Source organism: Geodermatophilus sp. DSM 44513 (assembly GCF_032460525.1).
In the GTDB taxonomy this organism is placed as follows: domain Bacteria; phylum Actinomycetota; class Actinomycetes; order Mycobacteriales; family Geodermatophilaceae; genus Geodermatophilus.
This window is the reverse complement of the sequence record NZ_CP135963.1, coordinates 2,930,312-2,947,428: the sequence shown is the minus strand read 5'-3', so window position 1 is coordinate 2,947,428 and position 17,117 is coordinate 2,930,312. Positions and strand designations below refer to the sequence as shown.

Below are 17,117 nucleotides of genomic sequence, written 5' to 3'. Positions count from 1 at the left end.
ACCCCCGCCGGGCCGGCGACGTGACCCGGCCCGGCGGGGCCCACCCCAGGAGGGACGCCGTGCAGTTCGCCCCCACCGCGCTCAGCCCGGACGAGGAGGCGCTGCGCGCCGAGGTGCGCGAGTTCCTCGCCGCCGAGCTGCCTGCCGACCACCGGCCGGCGCTGGGCTCCGCCGGCCGGTACGACCCGGAGTTCTCCCGCACGCTGGCCGAGCGGGGCTGGGTCGGCATGGCGATCCCGCCGCGCTACGGCGGGCACGGGCGCAGCGCCGTCGACCGCTTCCTCGTCGCCGAGGAGCTGCTGGCCGCCGGTGCCATCGCGCGGGGGCTGGTGTGAGCGCCGACTGGGACGTCGCCGTGGTCGGCGCCGGTGCCGCGGGGCTGACCGCGGCGCGGGTCGCCGCGCAGCGGGGGCTGCGGGTGGTGGCCTACGAGCGACTGGCCGCGGGCGGGCAGCTGGTCAACCTGAGCACGCTGCACGACCACTCCGGCGGCACCGGCCCGGCGCTGACGGCGTCGCTCACCGCAGACGCCGAGGCGGCCGGGGTGCGTCTCGAGTACGCCGAGGTGACCCGCGTGCAGCTCGGCCCGCCGGCGCGGCTGACGACGTCCGCGGGCGAGGTGACCGCCCGGGTCGTCGTGGTCGCGGCCGGCCTGTCACCCGGGCGGCTCGGGCTGCCGGGGGAGGCGGAGCTGACCGGCCGCGGGCTCTCCACCTGCGCGGCGTGCGACGGGCCGCTGTTCCGCGGCCGCCCGGTGGCCGTCGTCGGCGACGACGAGTGGACGGCGACCGAGGCCCTCGAGCTCGCCGGGCACGCCTCGGCGGTGACCGTGCTGGCCCCCGGCGAGCCGCGCTGGTCGGCGGCCCGGGACCGGGCGCTGGCGGCGGCGGAGCGGGTCGAGGTGCTCACCGGCGCGGCGGTGACCGCGCTGCGCGGCGAGGGCGTGCTGTCCGGCGTCGCCGTCCGCACCGCCGACGGGGAGCGGGAGATGGCGGTCGCGGGCGTGTTCCCGTTCGTCGGCCGCCGCGGACCCGAGGCGCTGGTCGACGGGCTGGCCGCCGACGCCGACGGGCGGCTGGTGCCGTCGGCCGGCGTGCTGGTCGCCGGCGACGCGCGGTCCGGGGCGGAGCGGACGCTGGCCGCCGCGGAGGCGGACGGGCGTGCGGCGGGGGAGGCCGCGGTGGCGGTGCTGGCCGCCGGTGCCGGGTCGCTGCAGGTCGTCGACCCCACGCACGGCGTGCTGCCCGAGCCGGCCGGCGCGGACGCCGTGGCCGCGAGCACCGCGGCGTGGACCGACGTGGCGCTGTTCACCAACTCCAAGCCGAACGCCACCGAGCTGCTGCGCGGGCTCGGGGAGCGGCTGCAGGCGCACTGGGCGCTGCCGGAGCTGGGCCTCGCGGCCAAGGAGAGCGCCTCCGTGGCGGCCGACCCCGACCAGATCGACTGGCTCGCCCAGCGCTTCAAGGTGGTGCTGGTGGCGGTCGGTGACTAGGGCTCGTGCTCGTCGTGGAGTCTCCACGACTCGGTGGAACTGGAACGGCGCGGCGTCGTGGCACCGCTGGTGGTGACCGAGACGTTCCTGCCGCTGGTGCAGGCGCAGGCCCGCGCGCGGCGGGTGAGCCCGCGGCTGCTCGTCGTCCCGCACCCGGTGGGCGGGCTGACCGCCGACGAGCTGGCCGGCCGGGTCGAGGGCGCGGCCGGCGACCTGCTGCGGCTGGCCGACGAGGCGCGGGGGCGGGCGTGACCGCGCTGCTGGACCTGCCCGGGGTGACCGAGGAGACCTGGCAGGAGGAGGCGCACCGCCGCGGCTGGGGCGACGGGCTGCCGCTGGTCGCCCCCACGCCGGCGCGGGTCGAGGCGGCGCTGGCCGCGCTGGAGGGCGTCGACCTGGAGCTGGGGCCGCTGCCGCCGTCCGGGCTGGTGCCGACCCGGGAGAGCCTGGCGGCCAACGCGGTGATGGCCGGCTGCCGCCCGGGCGACCTGCCGGTGGTGCTCGCCGCCGTCCGGGCGCTGCAGGCGCCGGAGTACAACCTGCACGGCGTGCTGGCCACGACCCATCCGTGCGCGCCGATGGTGGTGGTCAACGGCCCGGTGCGCACCGCACTCGGCATCAACTCCGGCGCCAACTGCCTGGGCCAGGGCACTCGGGCCAACGCCGTCATCGGCCGGGCGGTGCAGCTGGTGACCACGCACGTCGGCGGCGCGCGGCCCGGCGTCATGGACCGGGCAACCCACGGCGGGCCGGCCAAGTACTCCTTCTGCTTCGGGGAGAACGAGGAGGACAGCCCGTTCCCGCCGTTCTCGGTGCGCCGCGGCTTCGCGCCGGGGGAGTCGGTGGTGACGGTGGCGGCCTGCGAGGGGCCGCACAACGTCAACGACCACGGCGGGACGACGGCCCGGGACCTGCTGCTCACCATCGCCGGGGTGATGGCCCAGCCCGGGTCGAACAACGTCTACGTCAAGGGCCCGCACTTCCTGGTGCTCGGCCCGGAGCACGCCGCGACGTTCGCCCGCGACGGGTGGAGCGCCGAGGCGGTGCGCGACGCGCTGTGGGAGCGGGCGCGGATCCCGGTGTCGCACGTGTCGGAGGCCAACCAGCGGCAGTTCGAGGACTGGGGCGTGCGGCCCGACGGCGACGCCTACCCCGTGAGCACCGGCCCGGAGATGCTGCACGTGCTGGTCGCCGGGGGAGCGGGGAAGCACTCGGTGTGGATCCCGTCGTTCGGGGCGACGGCGGCGGTGTCACGGGCCGTCCCCGTCCGCCGGTGACCGTGGCCGACCTGCCGCTGGTCGGCGAGGACGCCGACCCCGCCGCGGTGCTCCTCGACCTGCTCGCCGCGGGGTACGGCGACGGGCTGCCCGTGGTGCCGCCGACGGCGGCCCGGCTCGCGGCGGTGCTGGCCGGCGTCGCCGACCCGGACGCCTTCCTGGGGCCGGTGCCGCCGCTGTCCGGTGAGCTCACGGTGCGCGGCGTGGCCTGGTACGCGGTGCTCGCCGGGTGCCCGGCGGCCGCGCTGCCGGTGGTGGTCGCGGCGTGCCGGACGGCGCTGCGGCCGGAGGTGAACCTGCTCGGCGTCACGACGACGACCGGCGGGCCGGCGGTGGCCGTGCTGGTGCACGGGCCGGTGGGCCGCCGGATCGGCATGACGTCGGGCGCGGGCGGGCTGGGCACCGGCAACCCGGTGAACGCCGCGGTCGGCCGGGCGGTGTCGCTGGCGCTGGCCGGGGCGGGCGGCGCGCGGGCCGGGCTGACCGACATGGCGACCATCGGCTCGCCGGCGAAGTACGGCTGCTGCACGGCGGAGGCGGCCCGCCCGCTGCCGTCGCTGGCCCAGCGCCGCGGGCTCGGGGTGGACGTCGACGCGGTGACCGTGCTCGCCGCCGGCGGGCTGGTCGAGGTGTTGCCGGGGGAGGGCTACCGCGAGCCGCCGTCCGTGCTGGGCCCCGCCGCGGCGGCGATGGCCGGGCTGGCGCTGGCGGCCGGGGACCCGTCCCGGGCGGGGCGCGGCGAGCAGTTCCTGCTGCTGCCGCCGGAGCCGGCCACGCTGCTGGGCGAGCAGGGCTGGGGCGCCGACCGGATCGCCGGACACCTGTTCGCCGAGGGCAGCGCGCTGCTGCAGGCGTGGGCGCCGTCCGTGGCCTTCCGCGCGGGCGTGCCGGCCTACGCCGCCGACGAGCTGCGGGTGGCCGCGTCCGCCGACGACGTCCGCGTCGTGGTCACCGGCGGCGTGGGCGTGAAGATGGTCCTGCTGCCCACCTGGAGCGGCGGTTCCCGCTCGGTCACCGCCGCCGTCCGCCCGCTGTGAGCGTCATGGCCCGAGCCGCCGGGCGACCCTCGCCCGTCCGGGGCCGGTGAGCTCGGCGGCGACCGCCCGCCGCCCGGCTGCCGTGGCCCGGGCTCCCCACGCGCACCCCTCCGCCGTCCCGCGACACCGCCGGCGACCGTAGATGACGAACCCGTGTCATCGGCCGCCGTCCGGCGTGCGCACCGGCCATGCGGGCACCGGTGGGGAGGCTGATCGAGCACAGGAGGACGTGGGATGCGCAGGACGCGACAGTGGCTGACCGGGACGGTGCTGGCGGTGGGCCTGGGGCTGACCGGCTGCAGCGGCAGCTCGGCGGGGGACCCCGCGGGGGACGCAGTGCCGAGCGAGGAGGCCGACAGCGCCGAGGACGCGGACCGCGTCGACGGCGGTGAGGAGGACGCGGACGGCATCGACCCCGGGACCGGCGGCCTCGATGACGACGACGACACCGACCCCCAGCAGACCGAGGACGACGTCACGCCGGACGTCCCCGCCGAGGAGGACGACTCCGGCGACCTCGACGACAACGGCTGAGCCGGCGTCTCTCCACCTGCCCTCGTCGACAGCGAGGGCGCTGGGCGACGGGTGTGGGTTGTGGAAGCTCGTGCTCTGCCCATCGTGGTGGGCAGAGCACGAGCTCCCCCGGGTGGTCGGCCTACCCGGTGCCCTCGGCGGCGATGAGCTCGGCGACGGCGTCCGGTCGCGTCGAGCAGTCGTCGGCCGAGGCCGGCTGCTCCGAGGCCAGGCCGGTGATGCCGGCGTCCTCGACCGGCTGGAAGCCGAGCCGCTCGATGTGCCGTGGCACCCGGTTCTGCGCGTTGACCACGTGCGACCGGGACAGCCAGCCCTTGCCGTCGGCGACGTCGAAGTCCAGCCCCCCGCCGGGTGCCCGCTGCACGTGACCGGGGGAGGGCAGCAGCCCGACCAGCTGCACGGCCTGCTCGACCGGCAGCTCCTGCGGCGGGGTGTCGAAGTAGTACCAGCTGGCCGTGCAGACGCCGTAGAGCGTCGGCCCGAACTGGGCGTGGTTGACGTAGAGCTCGAGCATCCGCCGGTCGTCGACCACGAACGCCAGCTCGGCGGCGAGCCCGGCCTCCAGCGCCTTGCGCCAGGCGCTCATCTCCTGGTTGAGGAACAGGTTCTTGGCCACCTGCTGCGGGATGGTCGAGCCCGACGGGTCCTCCTCGCCGGCGAGGTGCGCCTGGCCGCGGTCCCACAGCGCCTCCCAGGTGACGGCGCCGGAGCGGTGGGGGAGCTCGGCGTCCTCGTGGGCGATGACGGCGGCGAGGAAGTTGCGCGACACGTGCTCGACGGGCACCGACTGCTGGATCGCGCCTGCCGGGTTGGCCGCCATGAAGGCGGTGGTCGGCGGGTCCACCCAGCGCAGGGACACCATCACCAGCGCCTGGACGACGAAGCCGACCGCCAGGACCTTGGCCATCCGCCGGGTCAGCGTCCGGCGACCACGGGACGGGCGGTCGACGCGGGGGCGCCGCTCGTCCCGGTCGGGTCGTACGGGATCGGGACGGCGGCGGTCGCGGCCGCGGAACCGGCTCCACCGTCGCTCCTCGCGCGGGGCACCGTAGCCAGCGGGGCCGTCGGGACCGTCGTGCCAGGGCTCGTGGACGGGGCGGGAGAGGACCGGGCCGTCGTCCGAGAGAGGCCGGTCGTCGTCGTAGCGGCCGTCGTCGTACCGGCCGTCGTCGTACCGGCCGTCGTCGTACCGGCCGTCGTCGTACCGGCCGTCGTCGTACCGGTCGGAGGACGTGGTGCCGCGGCGCCTGCGGGAACGAGGCGTGGGCCAGCGGTCGGGCGGCACGTTCGGCATGGGGCGGTGGTCTCCCGGGTCGACGCGAACCGTCATGGTACGGCCGCGCACCGTGAGATCCGGGGTGCAGCGGCGACCGCGGGTCCCGTACGCACCGGTGACTTCGGAACCGTGTGCCGGTCTGTGCTGCATGGAGACGGTGCAGTTCGACCTCGGTCCGCAGGCAGTGGAGGTGGCCCGCGTGGTGGCCGGCATCCGGGACGACCAGCTCGGCGACCCGACGCCGTGCACGAGCACCCCGGTGGCCGGGCTGCTGGCGCACCTGGCCGGGCTCGCCGCGGCCTTCCGGGCGGCCGCGGAGAAGACACCCCTGGCGGGCCAGGCCTCGACGTCCCCTGACGACCTGCCGCCCGACTGGCGCACCCGCATCCCCGCCGAGCTCGACGGACTGGTCATGGCGTGGCGGCGGCCCTCGGCGTGGGAGGGCACGGCCGAGGCGGGTGGCGTCACCATGCCGGCGCCGGTCGCGGCTGCCGTGGCGCTGGACGAGGTGCTGGTGCACGGCTGGGACCTCGCCGTCGCCACCGGTCAGCCGTACGCGGCGGACCCGGCGTCGGTCGGGGCGTGCACGGGGTTCGCCGCCCAGGCCGCCGCGGAGGGCCCCGTGCCCGGGTTGTTCGGCCCGCCGGTGCCCGTGCCGGACGGCGCCCCGCCGTTGCACCGGCTGCTCGGCCTCACCGGCCGCGACCCGGGATGGCGCCCGTCGTCCTGACCGTCCTCAGAAGCCCATCCCGGAGATCGTGCAGACGCGCAGGCGGCCCGCCTCGCGGACGACGTGGACTTCGTCCGTGTACTGGAGCTCGGTGTCCGCCCAGACCAGCAACTGAACACGGGTTGCGCCGGCTCGCTCGTCGAAGCGGGTCCCGCCGACGGTGATGTGCCAGAGGTCGTCTTCGGCGCTCACCGCCTCCTGGTCGGCCGCCGTTTCCTGCAGGAAGCGCTCGCGCGGACCTTCCGCCTCCTGGTCCTTCTGGCACATCAGGTCCCAGGTTCGGGCTGCATCACCGTCGATCATCTCGTCGATGTAGGCCTCGACCGCCTCCCGTGGCGTCTCCGGGTCGGTGTCGACGACCGCCAGCACGGCTCCGGCGAGAGTCGTGCAAGCGCCGATGCCGAGGGCTCCCAGCAGCCACGGTCGTCCCCGTGTGTGCCGGCCGCTCGGGATGAGCGGCGACTCCGGGTCGATCGAGCGTCCCTCGGTCTCATGGCGGCGGCTCTCCGGCGCCACGAGCCTCGCGGGCTCGTCCACCTGTCGAGGAGTCGACGAGGAGACGTCGTGCGGGGTCACTGGTGAGCGGTCCGGCCCCTCGGCCGACGGTGTCGTCATGCGGATCACGCTGACAGACGCCCGAGCCGGACTCAGGGGTTTTCCACAGGCTGGCGATCGTGGACGACGACTGCGTCCGTCAGCCGTCCTGGGTCACGTGATTGTCCGCCTGCTCGATGTTGCTGGGGTGGTCAGTCGTAGGGGTTGACGAGGACTGGTCTGGCTTGCAGGACGTCGAAGGTGACCGGTGGGCCGTCGGTCGTGGTGGTGCCGGGGACGTCGGCCGGTGCGCCGCCGTCGACGGTGAAGGTGCCAGTCCAGGTGGTGGTGAGAAATGAGGTGTAGGTGCCGCTGCGGTAGTCGTGTTCGACGCTGTGGTCGGGCCAGGGCGCGCCCGGGTCGGTACTGACCAGGTCGGTGCCGTCGCCGGTGTGCCAGGTGAAGCTGCTGGCGGTGGCCACGATGTCAACGTCGAAGCCCCGGATGTCGAGCTCGAAGGTCTGCATGGTCGGGCCGTCGGTGTGGAACACGACCGGCAGCCCGGACAGACCGTCGCCGGGCGGCTGCTGACGGGTGGGCAGCTGGGGCAGCGGAAGAGTCCGGAAGTACCGGTACACCTCGTCCGGGCTCGGCGGCGGGTTGAGCGCGGTGATGTCGACGCAGGCCCGGGTCAGCGGCTCCCACAAGCCGACCGGGGTGCCGGGAGCCGCATCTCCCGGGTCTGAGCCGTCGACGGTCGTGAGCTCACCGGTGTCTGTGGCAATGGCGAGCCGTTGTCGTTCGATCGCCAGGTACTCGACGACCTGGTCCGGCGGGGCAGGGCAAACGGCATCGTCGTCGGGACGGCAGACACCACCGGCTGCAGTGTCCACCTCGCACGGTGTCCGAAGGCGGTACCGATAGGGCTGGGGCTCTGGTGGGGCGTTGCTCGCTGCGTATCCGCCACCCGGCGTCGAGCTGAGGAAACTCACATCCAGTGCCCCCTTTGCACCTTCTACATTCATTTCTGTGCACGCACTCCGGCGACACTCATCATCAGCCCGAGCCGGCGAAGACGACAGGTTGCCGAGGACGATGCTTACTGTCACGAGATACAGCGTGAACGAGCGACTCTTCCTCATCCGAATGTCAACTGCGTCATGACCCATGTCTGACGTGGCGCGTCCCAGCTAAGCCCCGCCCCGCCGTACACTTCGGTTAGAGGGTCGATCCCGCCCTCGGTCGGCTTCCCCGTGTCGTCAAGGACGATAAAGCGCGCTTGGTCGATGGCTACCGTCATTTCGGCGGTTCCGCCTTTTAGTCGAGGTTCACCCATGTCGGCGATGGTCATTTCACCGCCCTCGTAGTCGCGACCGGCCGCCGCATCCTCCTCTGTGTACTTCGCGATGCGGTTGCAGTCCTCGCAGCGGACACTGAGGTCACGCAGAGGCGCGGCGTCCATGACGGTCGACGTGCGGTTGATCAGTTCGATGTAGTAACGCACGAATGCTTGGGCGCCCTCGGGAGTCTGCGCCCGCGCCTCGTCGGGCATGGGGAGGTCTGGCGGGCCGAGCGGCGGTAGAGCAGCCTCGCTCGTCGAGGGCGCTTCGCTCGCTGAGGGAAGGGTGGCGCTGGCCTCCTGGCGCTCCGAGCACCCGGACAGCAGCGCCGTCCCCACCAGGGCCGCAGCCATCGTCGTCCGCAGTCGATCACGCACGGCGAGGACCATAGCCAGCTCAGCGCTCGCCCGAGGGCAGCCTGGGGACAGCGGCCCCGATCAGGCGACCGGCGTCAGCCGATCAGGAAGGCGGTGGCCTGCGGGCCGTCGCCGTCGATGCACGACCCCGTCACCACCAGGCCGCCGTCCCGACCGACTGGCGCGACGTCACCCAGCACGCCGGCCCCGCCGCACAGGGACACCGCGGCGGCCCGCTCGCCGCTGACCAGGTCGATGACGACCAGCTCAGCGGGAAACAGCAGGTCGGCCTGCGGCACGAGCGCTGAGCCACCGTCGGGGGACACGAGGACGTCGAGCGCGGAGTCACCGACCCCCTCCAGCTCCACCGAGCCGGTGACCTCGCCGTCCACCACGGTGACCAGCCGCCCGGTCTCCCGGCCTGCGCTCACGTACAGGGAGGCCACGACGGTGCCGTCGGTGGTCACGTCCAGGTCGGCCGGCACACCGACCGGCGCGTCGGGGGCGAGGTCCAGCGGCTCGCCCACCGGCCGCAGCTTCTCGTCGTACCCGGCGAGCAGGGCACGGCCGTCGCCGGTCTCGACGAGCGCGGCGAGGGTGCCGTCCGGCCGGGGGGTGAGGGCGGTGACGGTGCCGGCGGGGACGACGGGCGCGGTGGTCCGGACGACACCGGCCGCGAGGTCGACGGCGAGCAGTTGGGCGGGGCCGGGCGCGAGCAGCGTCAGCGCGGCGTAGAGCGTGCGCCCGTCCGGGGACAGCGCGGTGGTCGCCCGGTCGGGGCGCTGACCGAGGGCGGTCACGGTGGGCGGCCCGTCGGGCGGGACGGTGAGCAGTTGGTAACCCGTGGTCGGGTCGGTGCCCGCGATGAGGAACGAACCGTCGGGCAGGACGGTCAGCTCGGCGTCGTCCCCGACCGCGGGCACCTCCAGCAACGCGGTCGCCGCCGGACCGTCGTCCCCCGGCCCGACGCCGACCAGCCAGCCGCGCGTGCCGTCCCCCAGCAGGGCGACCGGGTCGCCGCCGGGGTCGGCGGCCAGGTCGAACAGCCGCACGTCACCCTCCACGGCGGCGTCGAGGTCGACGACGCCCTGCAGCGCCGGACCGCCGTCCGGGCCGCTGCGCGGCAGCGGCCCGTCCTCGTCCCCGCCGCCGGTGCACGCCGCGGCAGCGAGGACGACGGCGAGGACTGCGGCGGTGCGACGGGCGCGGGGCATCACGGCTCCGGGGTGGGCAGACGCCGAGCGTCCGCTGTGGCGGGTGGTGCGGCAAGTCGGTGGTGACCGGCAGCACCGTCCCCCCGCGCGGGTGGCCTGCCGATGACGCAGGGGAGACGACGGACTGATCTCTACCCCCGTCGTCCAGGAGTGTGCTCGATGGCGGCGGTGCAGCGACGGATCGGTGACGGGTTGGCGGTGCTCGGGGGTGCCCGCCCCGACGTGTTGGAGGCCGCACCCGGTGCGCGGCCGCGGTTCGTGGCGCTGGGCGGTGTCCTGCTGAGCACCGGCGGGCTGGCCGTGGTGTCCATGGCGTTCGCGGTGGCGATGGCTCTGGGCGTGTGGTGGCCGCTGGCCCTGCTGGTCGGTCTGGGCTGGGGCGCCGTGGTGGTCAACCTCGACCGGATGCTGCTGGTCGGCATGGCGCACGACGCCTCGCTCCGGCGCAACCTCGTGCTGGCCGTCCCGCGGATCGGGCTGGCGCTGATCCTGGGCGCGGTCATCGCCACGCCGCTGACGCTGCAGGTGTTCTCCGCCGAGATCGACACCGAGGTCAAGGCCATGCAGGCCGAGGACGCCGACGCCTTCCGCGAGACGCTGGAGACCGACGCGCGGTTCACCGGGCTGCCGCAGCTGCGCGAGGACGTCGCCCTCGGTGAGTCGATCGTGGCCAGCGGGGGTGCCGCGGACCCGCAGCTGGCGTCCGTCCAGGGCGACGCGACCGCGGCGCAGCAGGCCTACGACGCCGCGCTGGAGACGCAGCGGGGGCTCGAGGCCCGGGCGCAGTGCGAGCTGGACGGCACCTGCGGCACCGGCGACGCCGGCACCGGGCAGGCCTACGTCGAGGCGCGGGCGGCCGCGGACGCGCAGGAGGGCGTGGTGGCCGCAGCCCGGTCCGCGCTGGACGCCTCGACGGCGGCCGCGTCGGCCGCCGAGGGGCGCGCGGCCGGGCTGGCCGCCGCGTCCCTGGAGACCGACCGGGCGGAGCTGGCCCGGTTGACCGCCGAGCAGATCCGGCTGCAGACGGCGTTCGACGCCACCAACGAGGACGCCGACGGGATCCTGGCCCGGCTGGAGGCCCTCGACCGGCTCGGCGACCGCAACCTCACCCTCGCCGCGGCGCAGGTGATGCTCTCGCTGCTGTTCATGAGCATCGAGATCCTGCCGGTGCTGATGAAGCTGCTGCTGAACTTCGGCCCGCGGTCGGCCTACGACGAGCTGGCGGCCCTGCGTGACTCCGGCGACGTGGAGATCGAGGCGATGCAGCGCGATTCGCGGCTGGCCGTCGCCGCCGCGCGCGAGGAGTTGCTCGTCATGGCCGAGCGGGAGCGGATCGACCGGCAGAAGTCGGCCATCCTCGCCCGCCGCGAGGCCGCCGAGGCGGCGGCGCGGATCGAGCGGGCGGCGGCCGTCCGCGCGGCCGAGCGGGCCGCGGCGATGGCGCAGGCGCCGGCGGAGGTGGCCCCGGAGGGGCTGCGGCCGTGGGACACCGGGCCGATGCGCCTGGCCCGCATGCTCGGCTCCGGCCGCCGCCGCCCGGCCGACCGCGTCCCGACGGGGGTCTGAGACACCTCCGACGAGGGGGCCGGCTCACAGCTGGCCGCAGGCGCGCCAGTCGCCGTCCTCCTCCACGACGACCAGCTGCAGGTCGTGCGTCTCACCGGCTCGGGCGAGCCGTACCTCCACGAGGTGCGCCTCGGGCCCGGCGTCGGGATGAGGGCGTGCATCCCCGGCACTGACGGTCACGCGCTCGTCCGACATCCCGACCATCGCGGCGGTCGCCCCCTTGACGAGGAGGTAGCGGTCGACCGAGCCGTGGTCGAGTCGTTCGGGTCCGCAGAGCAGCTCCCAGCTCGCGCGCCAGTCCTGCCGTAGGCCCGCGGACATGAAGGCCTCGGCCGTCTCCTGCGGTGTGCCGGGGTTCGCGGTGACGGTCTGGTGGACGACGACACCGGCGACCGCCGCGGCGACGAGCAGGACCGCGGCGCAGAGCGCCAGGACGTGGGAGTACCGAGGCCCGGCGGTCGGGCCCACTGGAGCCGGCGGACGGGTGGACGGCTCGGAACCGTCGGGGACCCAGCCCTGCGGCGCGGTCACTCGGCGCCGTCCCGGCGGGCCGGGAAGCCCTCGACCAGCGGCTCGACGCGGCCGCCGGCGGCGAGGTGCAGGCTCCAGCTGCCGTCCAGCCCGTCGTCGAGCACCGCGTGCGCAGCGAGCGCCCACGCCTCGTCGTCGCGGGTGACGGCCGGTTCGCCGGGCCGGCACAGCGCCATGGCCAGGTGGACGACGTCCCCCGGGACGTGCGCCGCCACCCCGGCGGAGATCTCCCGCAGGCCGGGGAGCAGGTGCCCGTCGGGCCGGGCCGGCATCTCGTCGCCGGGCATGACCAGCGGGAGCTGACGGCCGTCCGCGCGGAACCAGGTGAGCCACAGGCTGCGGCGGTCGAACACCGACGGCGCCAGCAGGGTGGCCCACCGGTGGGTGAGCGCGAGCGGTGAGTGGACGGGGGCCTGGGTGAGGGCGGGAGCGGACACGCGGGCCACCGTGGCAGCGCCGGAGGCCCGGACGGGCGCCGTCCACAGGCCCGGAGTCCGTCCACAGGGCGACGACGCCGGGGCAGCGGACGGCGCGGTGATCGGTGTATCGGCGCCCGGCCGGTCTGCTCAGCGCACCTCGTACCACTCGTAGTCGATGGACAGGTCCTGGTGGACGACGCCCTTGCCGACGGCCTGCACCCGGTTGAGCCAGGCGTAGCGCTCGTCGCCGGTCTCGAAGCGCGGGCTGACGTAGATGGTCTTCGGCAGGTCCATGCCGTCGGACACGTCCATCCGCCCGTGGTACTGGGCGAGCACGAAGGCCCCGTCGTGGGTGCGGAACGTCGCCCGGACGTCGAGGCCGGCCGTCCCCTCGGGTCCGATGAGCAACCAGTCGCCGGAGGCGGCACCCGCCATCTCCCCGCTGAAGCGGTCCCCGTCCAGCTTGAAGCTCTCCGCCTCGAAGACCATCCGCGTGCCGGCCGGACCCGCACCGACCTCGATCGGTGGCTTCAGCTGGACGTGCATCGTGCACAGCGGCACCAGTTCGACCGTCATCGCCCCTCCTCGGACGCCTCGCCGGAGCCAGGGACGCTAGCCAGGCCTACGGCCGGTCACCCGGGTCCGTGGACCCTGGTCCGGGCACGAGGAGTCGAGGTGCCGGGTTGCGGCACGCTGGGTGGTCGGGTGCTCACCCGACGGCGGAGGAACGCCGTGGCCGGGCCGTGGTGGCCCGGCCACCGGCGCTCAGACGGAGGCCGCCGCCGGCGCGACGGCGCGCACGGAGTCGATGAACGAGCGGACGACCGGGTAGATCTCGGTGTCCCAGCGGGAGCCGCTGAACACGCCGTAGTGGCCGACGCCGTGCTGCAGGTGCTGGTGCTTGCGCGCGGCCGGGATGCCGGTGCACAGCCGGTGGGCGGCCTCGGTCTGGCCGGGGGAGCAGATGTCGTCGTTGGCGCCCTCGACGGTGAGCAGCGCGGTGTCGCGGATGGCGCCGGGGTCGACCCGCCGTCCCCGCCAGGTGAGGCGCCCGGTGGCCAGCTCGTGCTGCTGGAAGATGCGCCCGACGGTCTCCAGGTAGAACTCCGCGGGGACGTCCATCACCGCGCCGTACTCGTCGTAGAAGGCGCGGGTGGTCGCGGCCGCGGCGGTGTTGCCGGCGGCGAGGTCGCGGTACATCCGCAGGTGGGCGTCGACGTGCCGCTTGGGGTTCATCGACATGAACGCGGTCAGCTGTACGACGCCGGGGTAGACCCGCCGGCCGGCGCCGGCGTAGCGGCGCGGGACGACGTCGATGAGCCGCCGCTCGAACCAGGTCAGCGGCTTGCCGCAGGCGGACAGGTTCACCCGGTTGGGGTTGATCCGCGTGTCGATCGGGCCGGCCATGAGGGTGAGGCTGGCCGGCGCGGCGGGGTCGCCGTTCTCGGCCATGAGCGCGACGGCGGCCAGCACGGGGACGGCGGGCTGGCAGACGGCCAGGACGTGGGTGTCCGGGCCGAGGTGGCGCAGCGCGGTCATGACGTGCTCGATGTACTCGTCGAGCCCGAACGGCCCCTCGGACGCCGGGATGTTGCGGGCGTTGTGCCAGTCGATGACGTACACGTCGTGGTCGGCCAGCAGCGTGCGGATGGTCGGGCGGACCAGCGTGGTGAAGTGGCCGGACATCGGGCCGACGACGAGCACGCGCGGCTGGCCGGTCACCGACGGCCGGTCGAAGTGCAGCAGGGTGCCGAACGGCGTGGTCAGCGCGGCGCGCTCGACGACCGGGACCTCGCGGTCCCCGACGGTCACCGAGTCGATGCCGAACGCCGGGCGGTCGTGCGTGGGCCGGGCCTTGGCGAGGATGTCGCAGGCCGCCCGTACGTGCCGGACGGCCGGGTTCTTGCCCAGCGGGCCGGGCAGGGCGTGCAGGGCACGGGCGGTCAGCTCGGACGCCGCGACGAACGGGACCCCCGCTCGCCGGTTCATCTCGTAGGCGGTGTAGAGCATCGGCCTGCCTCGTCCCTCGATCGGAAACACTGCGGTGACCTGTGTCACTTGGCGGAAACGTTAACCGTAGTGAACGGTCCCGGCGCGGGCGGCCCGCGCGGGAGGGTGATCGGACGGCACTGGTGTCCGGCGCGCACCAGGGGCCACACGCTGCTGTCTCCTGGCGCGCGGCCGGTCAGTCGGGGGCCACTCGCTCGCCCAGCAGGGCCGAGGTCACCAGCGCGTCGTACTCGTCGAGTGGCAGGCCGAGCGCGTCCCGCACCCGGAGTCGCGCCATGAGCAGGCCGGTGGCGTCGTCCGCGGCGGAGAACTCGCCGTCCTGGACGTCGGAGAGCGCGCGTTGTGCGCCGAGGGTCAGCCAGCGGTGCGCCTGGCGCAGGTCGCCGGCGGACTCGTAGCTCTCACCGAGGAACAGGTAGACGTCGCCGTCGGCGGGCCGCTCGCGGCGCAGCTCGTCAGCCAGTTGGCGGGCGGCCTCGGCGTCGCCGGTCTGCAGCAGCGCGCCGTGCAGGTAGCAGCGCGCGTCCGGCGGCACGGGTTGCCCGGCGGCCACGGCGCGGTGGAACAGGACGACGGCGCCGTCGTGATCCCCGGCGGCGCTCAGGTGCTCACCGGCGCGGACGAGCAGCGCAGCGGGATGGACGGCGTCCTGGGGGTGTGGCTCGGCCGCCCACGCCTCGAGCTCCTCGGCCGCCGCGCGGTGCTTTGCAGGGGACGTCGCGCGCGCGTAGAGATCCTCGACCTCGTCGTCCGTCAGCGGCCCGCGCACCAGGCCACGGTAGGCCGTTCGATCCGAGCCGGGCCGTCGACCGCGGCCCGGATGGCATGGGGACGCCGGTCAGGTCAGGTGCCGGCGGAACCAGTCGAGCTGGGCCGGCGCCGAGCGCGCGAACGCCTCGCCCACGTAGGCGTCGAAGTGGCCGACCGGCAGGACCAGCAGTTCCTTGGGCTCCCGGGCCCGCTCGTAGTACTCCAGCGTCAGGTCGGCGACGGTGAGGTGGTCTCGGGCGGCGACGACGACCATCAGCGGGGTCGGGGCGAGGTCGGCGATGTAGGCGCCCGGCTCGTACTCCACGAACATCTCCACCGAGCGCAGCGTGACCTCGTTGCGCCAGGTGGGCGCCCGCTCCAGCATCGGGCCGAGGAAGAAGTCGTGGGTGTCCTGGGTGGGCAGCGCGCAGTCCTCGGTCGGCTCGTCCTCCCAGGCGACCTGGATCGTCGCCGGGTCACCGCCGGCGTAACGGGCCGCGCGGTCCGCGTCGAAGGCCTGCCGCAGCCCGGCGAACACGTCCGAGCGGATCAGCCGGCGGGCGTTGGCCAGGCCGCTGACCAGCGGGACCTGGGCGACGACACACCTGACCCGCCGGTCGAGAGCGCCCACGACGAGCACGTGGCCCCCGCTGTAGCTGGAGCCCCAGATGCCGATGCGGTCGGGGTCGCACCATGGCTGGCCCTGCGCCCAGGTGATCGCCGTCCGGTAGTCACGGACCTGCTGCCAGGGGTCTATCTCCCCGCGCGGCTCCCCGTCGGAGGCACCCAGGTTGCGGTGGTCGTACACCAGCACGCCGAGCCCGCCGGCGGCGAAGTGCTCGGCGAAGTCGTCCAGGTGCATCTCCTTGACGGCGGAGAAGCCGTGCGCCATGACCACCAGTGGCCGACGCGTGTCGGGAGCGCCGTCGTCGGGCGCGTAGTGCCAGCCGCGCAGGGTGACGCCGTCCTCGGTGGTGAACTCGATGTCCTCTCGCATGCCGCCGACCCTGGCGGCCCCCGCCCGTGACGTCGCGACGTTCCCCGCACGCCCCGCTGCGATGCGTGCAGGCCTTGCCGCCGAGGCCGGCCGCGGGGTTGGCTGCGCCCAGGAGGTGCCCATGACGCTGGTCGCCGAGCGCTGGACACCCGCCGACCTGCCGCGCGGCGAGCGCGACGACGCCTTCGCCGACGCGGTCGGCGCCACCCACCTGCCGTGGTCGTTGCGGCCCGGACCGGCCGTCCCCGGGCCGGTCGAGCTCACCCGGTACCGCGTCGGCGACCTGACGTTGGTCGACTGCCGGTGCGGCCCGTGCTCGGGGTCGCGGGGCCGGGCGCAGCTCGCGGCCACCGATGCCGACCTGGTGGGTGTGCTGTTCGTCCGCGAGGGGACGGAGCACATCGAGGTGGGTGACGCGCGGGTCGTCGTCGGCCCAGGGGCGGCGCTGCTGTGGCGGGCCGACCAGCCGGTGCGCTTCCGGGTACCCGGCCGGCTGCACAAGTGGACGCTGCTGGTCCCGTCGTCCCGGCTGCCCGCCACGCCCACCGGCTTGCTCGACGGGCCGGCTGCCGGGCTCCTCGCCGCTCTGGTCGGGACGACGATCGCCGGGGCGGGGGCGCTCGACGGGCGGCTGGGGCCGCCGGTGGCCGACGCGCTGGTCGACCTGCTCGCCGGGGTGCTATCCCCGGTCGACGACGACCCGGCGTGGGCGCGGGTGACCGCCTACGTCGCCGGGCACCTGCGCGAGCCGTCGCTGTCCCCGCCGTCGATCGCGGCCGGCGCGTACCTGTCGGTCCGCGCGCTCTACGCGCTGTGCGCCGCGCGCGGCACGACGCCGGCCGGCTACGTGCGCCGGCTGCGACTCGAGGGCGCGCGGCGGGAGCTCGCCCGGCGCGGGACGGCGGTCACCGTGGCCTCGGTCGCGCACGGGTGGGGCTTCGGCGACCCGGCGACGTTCGGCCGCGGCTTCCGGGCGGCGTTCGGCTGCGCGCCGGACGACGTCCGCCGCGGCACCGGCTGACCGGATCGTGCCGTCCCGGGGAGCGGCGACCGG

20 protein-coding genes are annotated in these 17,117 nt (G+C 75.2%); 9 read left to right on the top strand and 11 right to left on the bottom strand.

What is annotated here, in order from left to right:
• The first annotated feature begins 59 nt into the window (after positions 1-59).
• From RTG05_RS14265 to RTG05_RS14240, 6 genes are all read left to right on the top strand, one after another.
• Complete coding sequence (locus tag RTG05_RS14265; protein WP_315911897.1) at positions 60-335, top strand: acyl-CoA dehydrogenase family protein; 276 nt, start codon at positions 60-62, stop codon at positions 333-335.
• Positions 332-1,492, top strand: coding sequence for an NAD(P)/FAD-dependent oxidoreductase (locus RTG05_RS14260; RefSeq protein ID WP_166525668.1), 1,161 nt, complete (start codon positions 332-334; stop codon positions 1,490-1,492). Before RTG05_RS14265 ends, RTG05_RS14260 begins: the two co-directional genes overlap by 4 nt.
• Before the next feature lie 33 nt (positions 1,493-1,525).
• Entirely contained in the window at positions 1,526-1,744 is a 219-nt protein-coding gene (locus tag RTG05_RS14255; RefSeq protein ID WP_166525667.1) for a UGSC family (seleno)protein, read from the top strand.
• Positions 1,741-2,769 (top strand): hypothetical protein, encoded by a 1,029-nt coding sequence (locus tag RTG05_RS14250; protein ID WP_166525666.1) that lies wholly within the window; start codon positions 1,741-1,743, stop codon positions 2,767-2,769. Before RTG05_RS14255 ends, RTG05_RS14250 begins: the two co-directional genes overlap by 4 nt.
• Positions 2,766-3,806, top strand: coding sequence for a hypothetical protein (locus RTG05_RS14245; protein ID WP_315911896.1), 1,041 nt, complete (start codon positions 2,766-2,768; stop codon positions 3,804-3,806). Before RTG05_RS14250 ends, RTG05_RS14245 begins: the two co-directional genes overlap by 4 nt.
• Before the next feature lie 234 nt (positions 3,807-4,040).
• A complete protein-coding gene (locus tag RTG05_RS14240; protein ID WP_166525665.1) occupies positions 4,041-4,340 on the top strand; it encodes a hypothetical protein in 300 nt (99 codons plus the stop codon).
• Between the two features lie 121 nt (positions 4,341-4,461).
• Here the strand turns inward: RTG05_RS14240 and RTG05_RS14235 are convergent, their stop codons facing one another.
• Positions 4,462-5,634: a transglycosylase domain-containing protein gene (locus RTG05_RS14235; RefSeq protein WP_166525664.1), complete on the bottom strand. Its 1,173-nt coding sequence runs from the start codon at positions 5,632-5,634 to the stop codon at positions 4,462-4,464.
• 130 nt (positions 5,635-5,764) lie between these two features.
• On the opposite strand from RTG05_RS14235, the gene RTG05_RS14230 reads away from it, so the two are divergent.
• Positions 5,765-6,346 (top strand): TIGR03086 family metal-binding protein, encoded by a 582-nt coding sequence (locus RTG05_RS14230; protein WP_166525663.1) that lies wholly within the window; start codon positions 5,765-5,767, stop codon positions 6,344-6,346.
• Positions 6,347-6,352: 6 nt separating this feature from the next.
• Here the strand turns inward: RTG05_RS14230 and RTG05_RS14225 are convergent, their stop codons facing one another.
• The 4 genes from RTG05_RS14225 to RTG05_RS14210 form a co-directional block, all read right to left on the bottom strand.
• Positions 6,353-6,961, bottom strand: a complete 609-nt coding sequence (locus RTG05_RS14225; RefSeq protein WP_166525662.1) for a hypothetical protein — start codon at positions 6,959-6,961, stop codon at positions 6,353-6,355.
• Positions 6,962-7,092: 131 nt separating this feature from the next.
• The gene (locus RTG05_RS14220) at positions 7,093-7,773 is read right to left on the bottom strand and encodes a hypothetical protein (RefSeq protein WP_315911895.1); all 681 of its coding nucleotides are present in this window, start codon (positions 7,771-7,773) and stop codon (positions 7,093-7,095) included.
• Between the two features lie 245 nt (positions 7,774-8,018).
• Positions 8,019-8,597, bottom strand: coding sequence for a DUF6318 family protein (locus RTG05_RS14215; protein ID WP_166525660.1), 579 nt, complete (start codon positions 8,595-8,597; stop codon positions 8,019-8,021).
• Positions 8,598-8,671: 74 nt separating this feature from the next.
• Complete coding sequence (locus tag RTG05_RS14210; protein ID WP_166525659.1) at positions 8,672-9,790, bottom strand: TolB-like translocation protein; 1,119 nt, start codon at positions 9,788-9,790, stop codon at positions 8,672-8,674.
• Between the two features lie 159 nt (positions 9,791-9,949).
• On the opposite strand from RTG05_RS14210, the gene RTG05_RS14205 reads away from it, so the two are divergent.
• Entirely contained in the window at positions 9,950-11,356 is a 1,407-nt protein-coding gene (locus RTG05_RS14205) for a DUF4407 domain-containing protein (RefSeq protein WP_166525658.1), read from the top strand.
• A gap of 24 nt (positions 11,357-11,380) precedes the next feature.
• Here the strand turns inward: RTG05_RS14205 and RTG05_RS14200 are convergent, their stop codons facing one another.
• The 6 genes from RTG05_RS14200 to RTG05_RS14175 form a co-directional block, all read right to left on the bottom strand.
• A complete protein-coding gene (locus RTG05_RS14200) occupies positions 11,381-11,824 on the bottom strand; it encodes a hypothetical protein (RefSeq protein WP_166525657.1) in 444 nt (147 codons plus the stop codon).
• A 59-nt stretch (positions 11,825-11,883) separates the two neighbouring features.
• The gene (locus tag RTG05_RS14195; protein ID WP_166525656.1) at positions 11,884-12,324 is read right to left on the bottom strand and encodes a hypothetical protein; all 441 of its coding nucleotides are present in this window, start codon (positions 12,322-12,324) and stop codon (positions 11,884-11,886) included.
• Positions 12,325-12,453: 129 nt separating this feature from the next.
• On the bottom strand, positions 12,454-12,882 hold the full coding sequence (locus tag RTG05_RS14190) for a DUF3237 domain-containing protein (protein ID WP_166525655.1): 429 nt from the start codon (positions 12,880-12,882) through the stop codon (positions 12,454-12,456).
• 189 nt (positions 12,883-13,071) lie between these two features.
• Positions 13,072-14,316 (bottom strand): polyhydroxyalkanoate depolymerase, encoded by a 1,245-nt coding sequence (locus RTG05_RS14185; protein ID WP_166525654.1) that lies wholly within the window; start codon positions 14,314-14,316, stop codon positions 13,072-13,074.
• A gap of 175 nt (positions 14,317-14,491) precedes the next feature.
• The gene (locus tag RTG05_RS14180; protein WP_166525653.1) at positions 14,492-15,085 is read right to left on the bottom strand and encodes a tetratricopeptide repeat protein; all 594 of its coding nucleotides are present in this window, start codon (positions 15,083-15,085) and stop codon (positions 14,492-14,494) included.
• A gap of 69 nt (positions 15,086-15,154) precedes the next feature.
• Entirely contained in the window at positions 15,155-16,063 is a 909-nt protein-coding gene (locus RTG05_RS14175; RefSeq protein ID WP_166525652.1) for an alpha/beta hydrolase, read from the bottom strand.
• A gap of 121 nt (positions 16,064-16,184) precedes the next feature.
• Between RTG05_RS14175 and RTG05_RS14170 the strand changes: the two genes are divergently transcribed.
• Positions 16,185-17,084 (top strand): helix-turn-helix domain-containing protein, encoded by a 900-nt coding sequence (locus RTG05_RS14170; RefSeq protein WP_166525651.1) that lies wholly within the window; start codon positions 16,185-16,187, stop codon positions 17,082-17,084.
• Positions 17,085-17,117 lie beyond the last annotated feature (33 nt).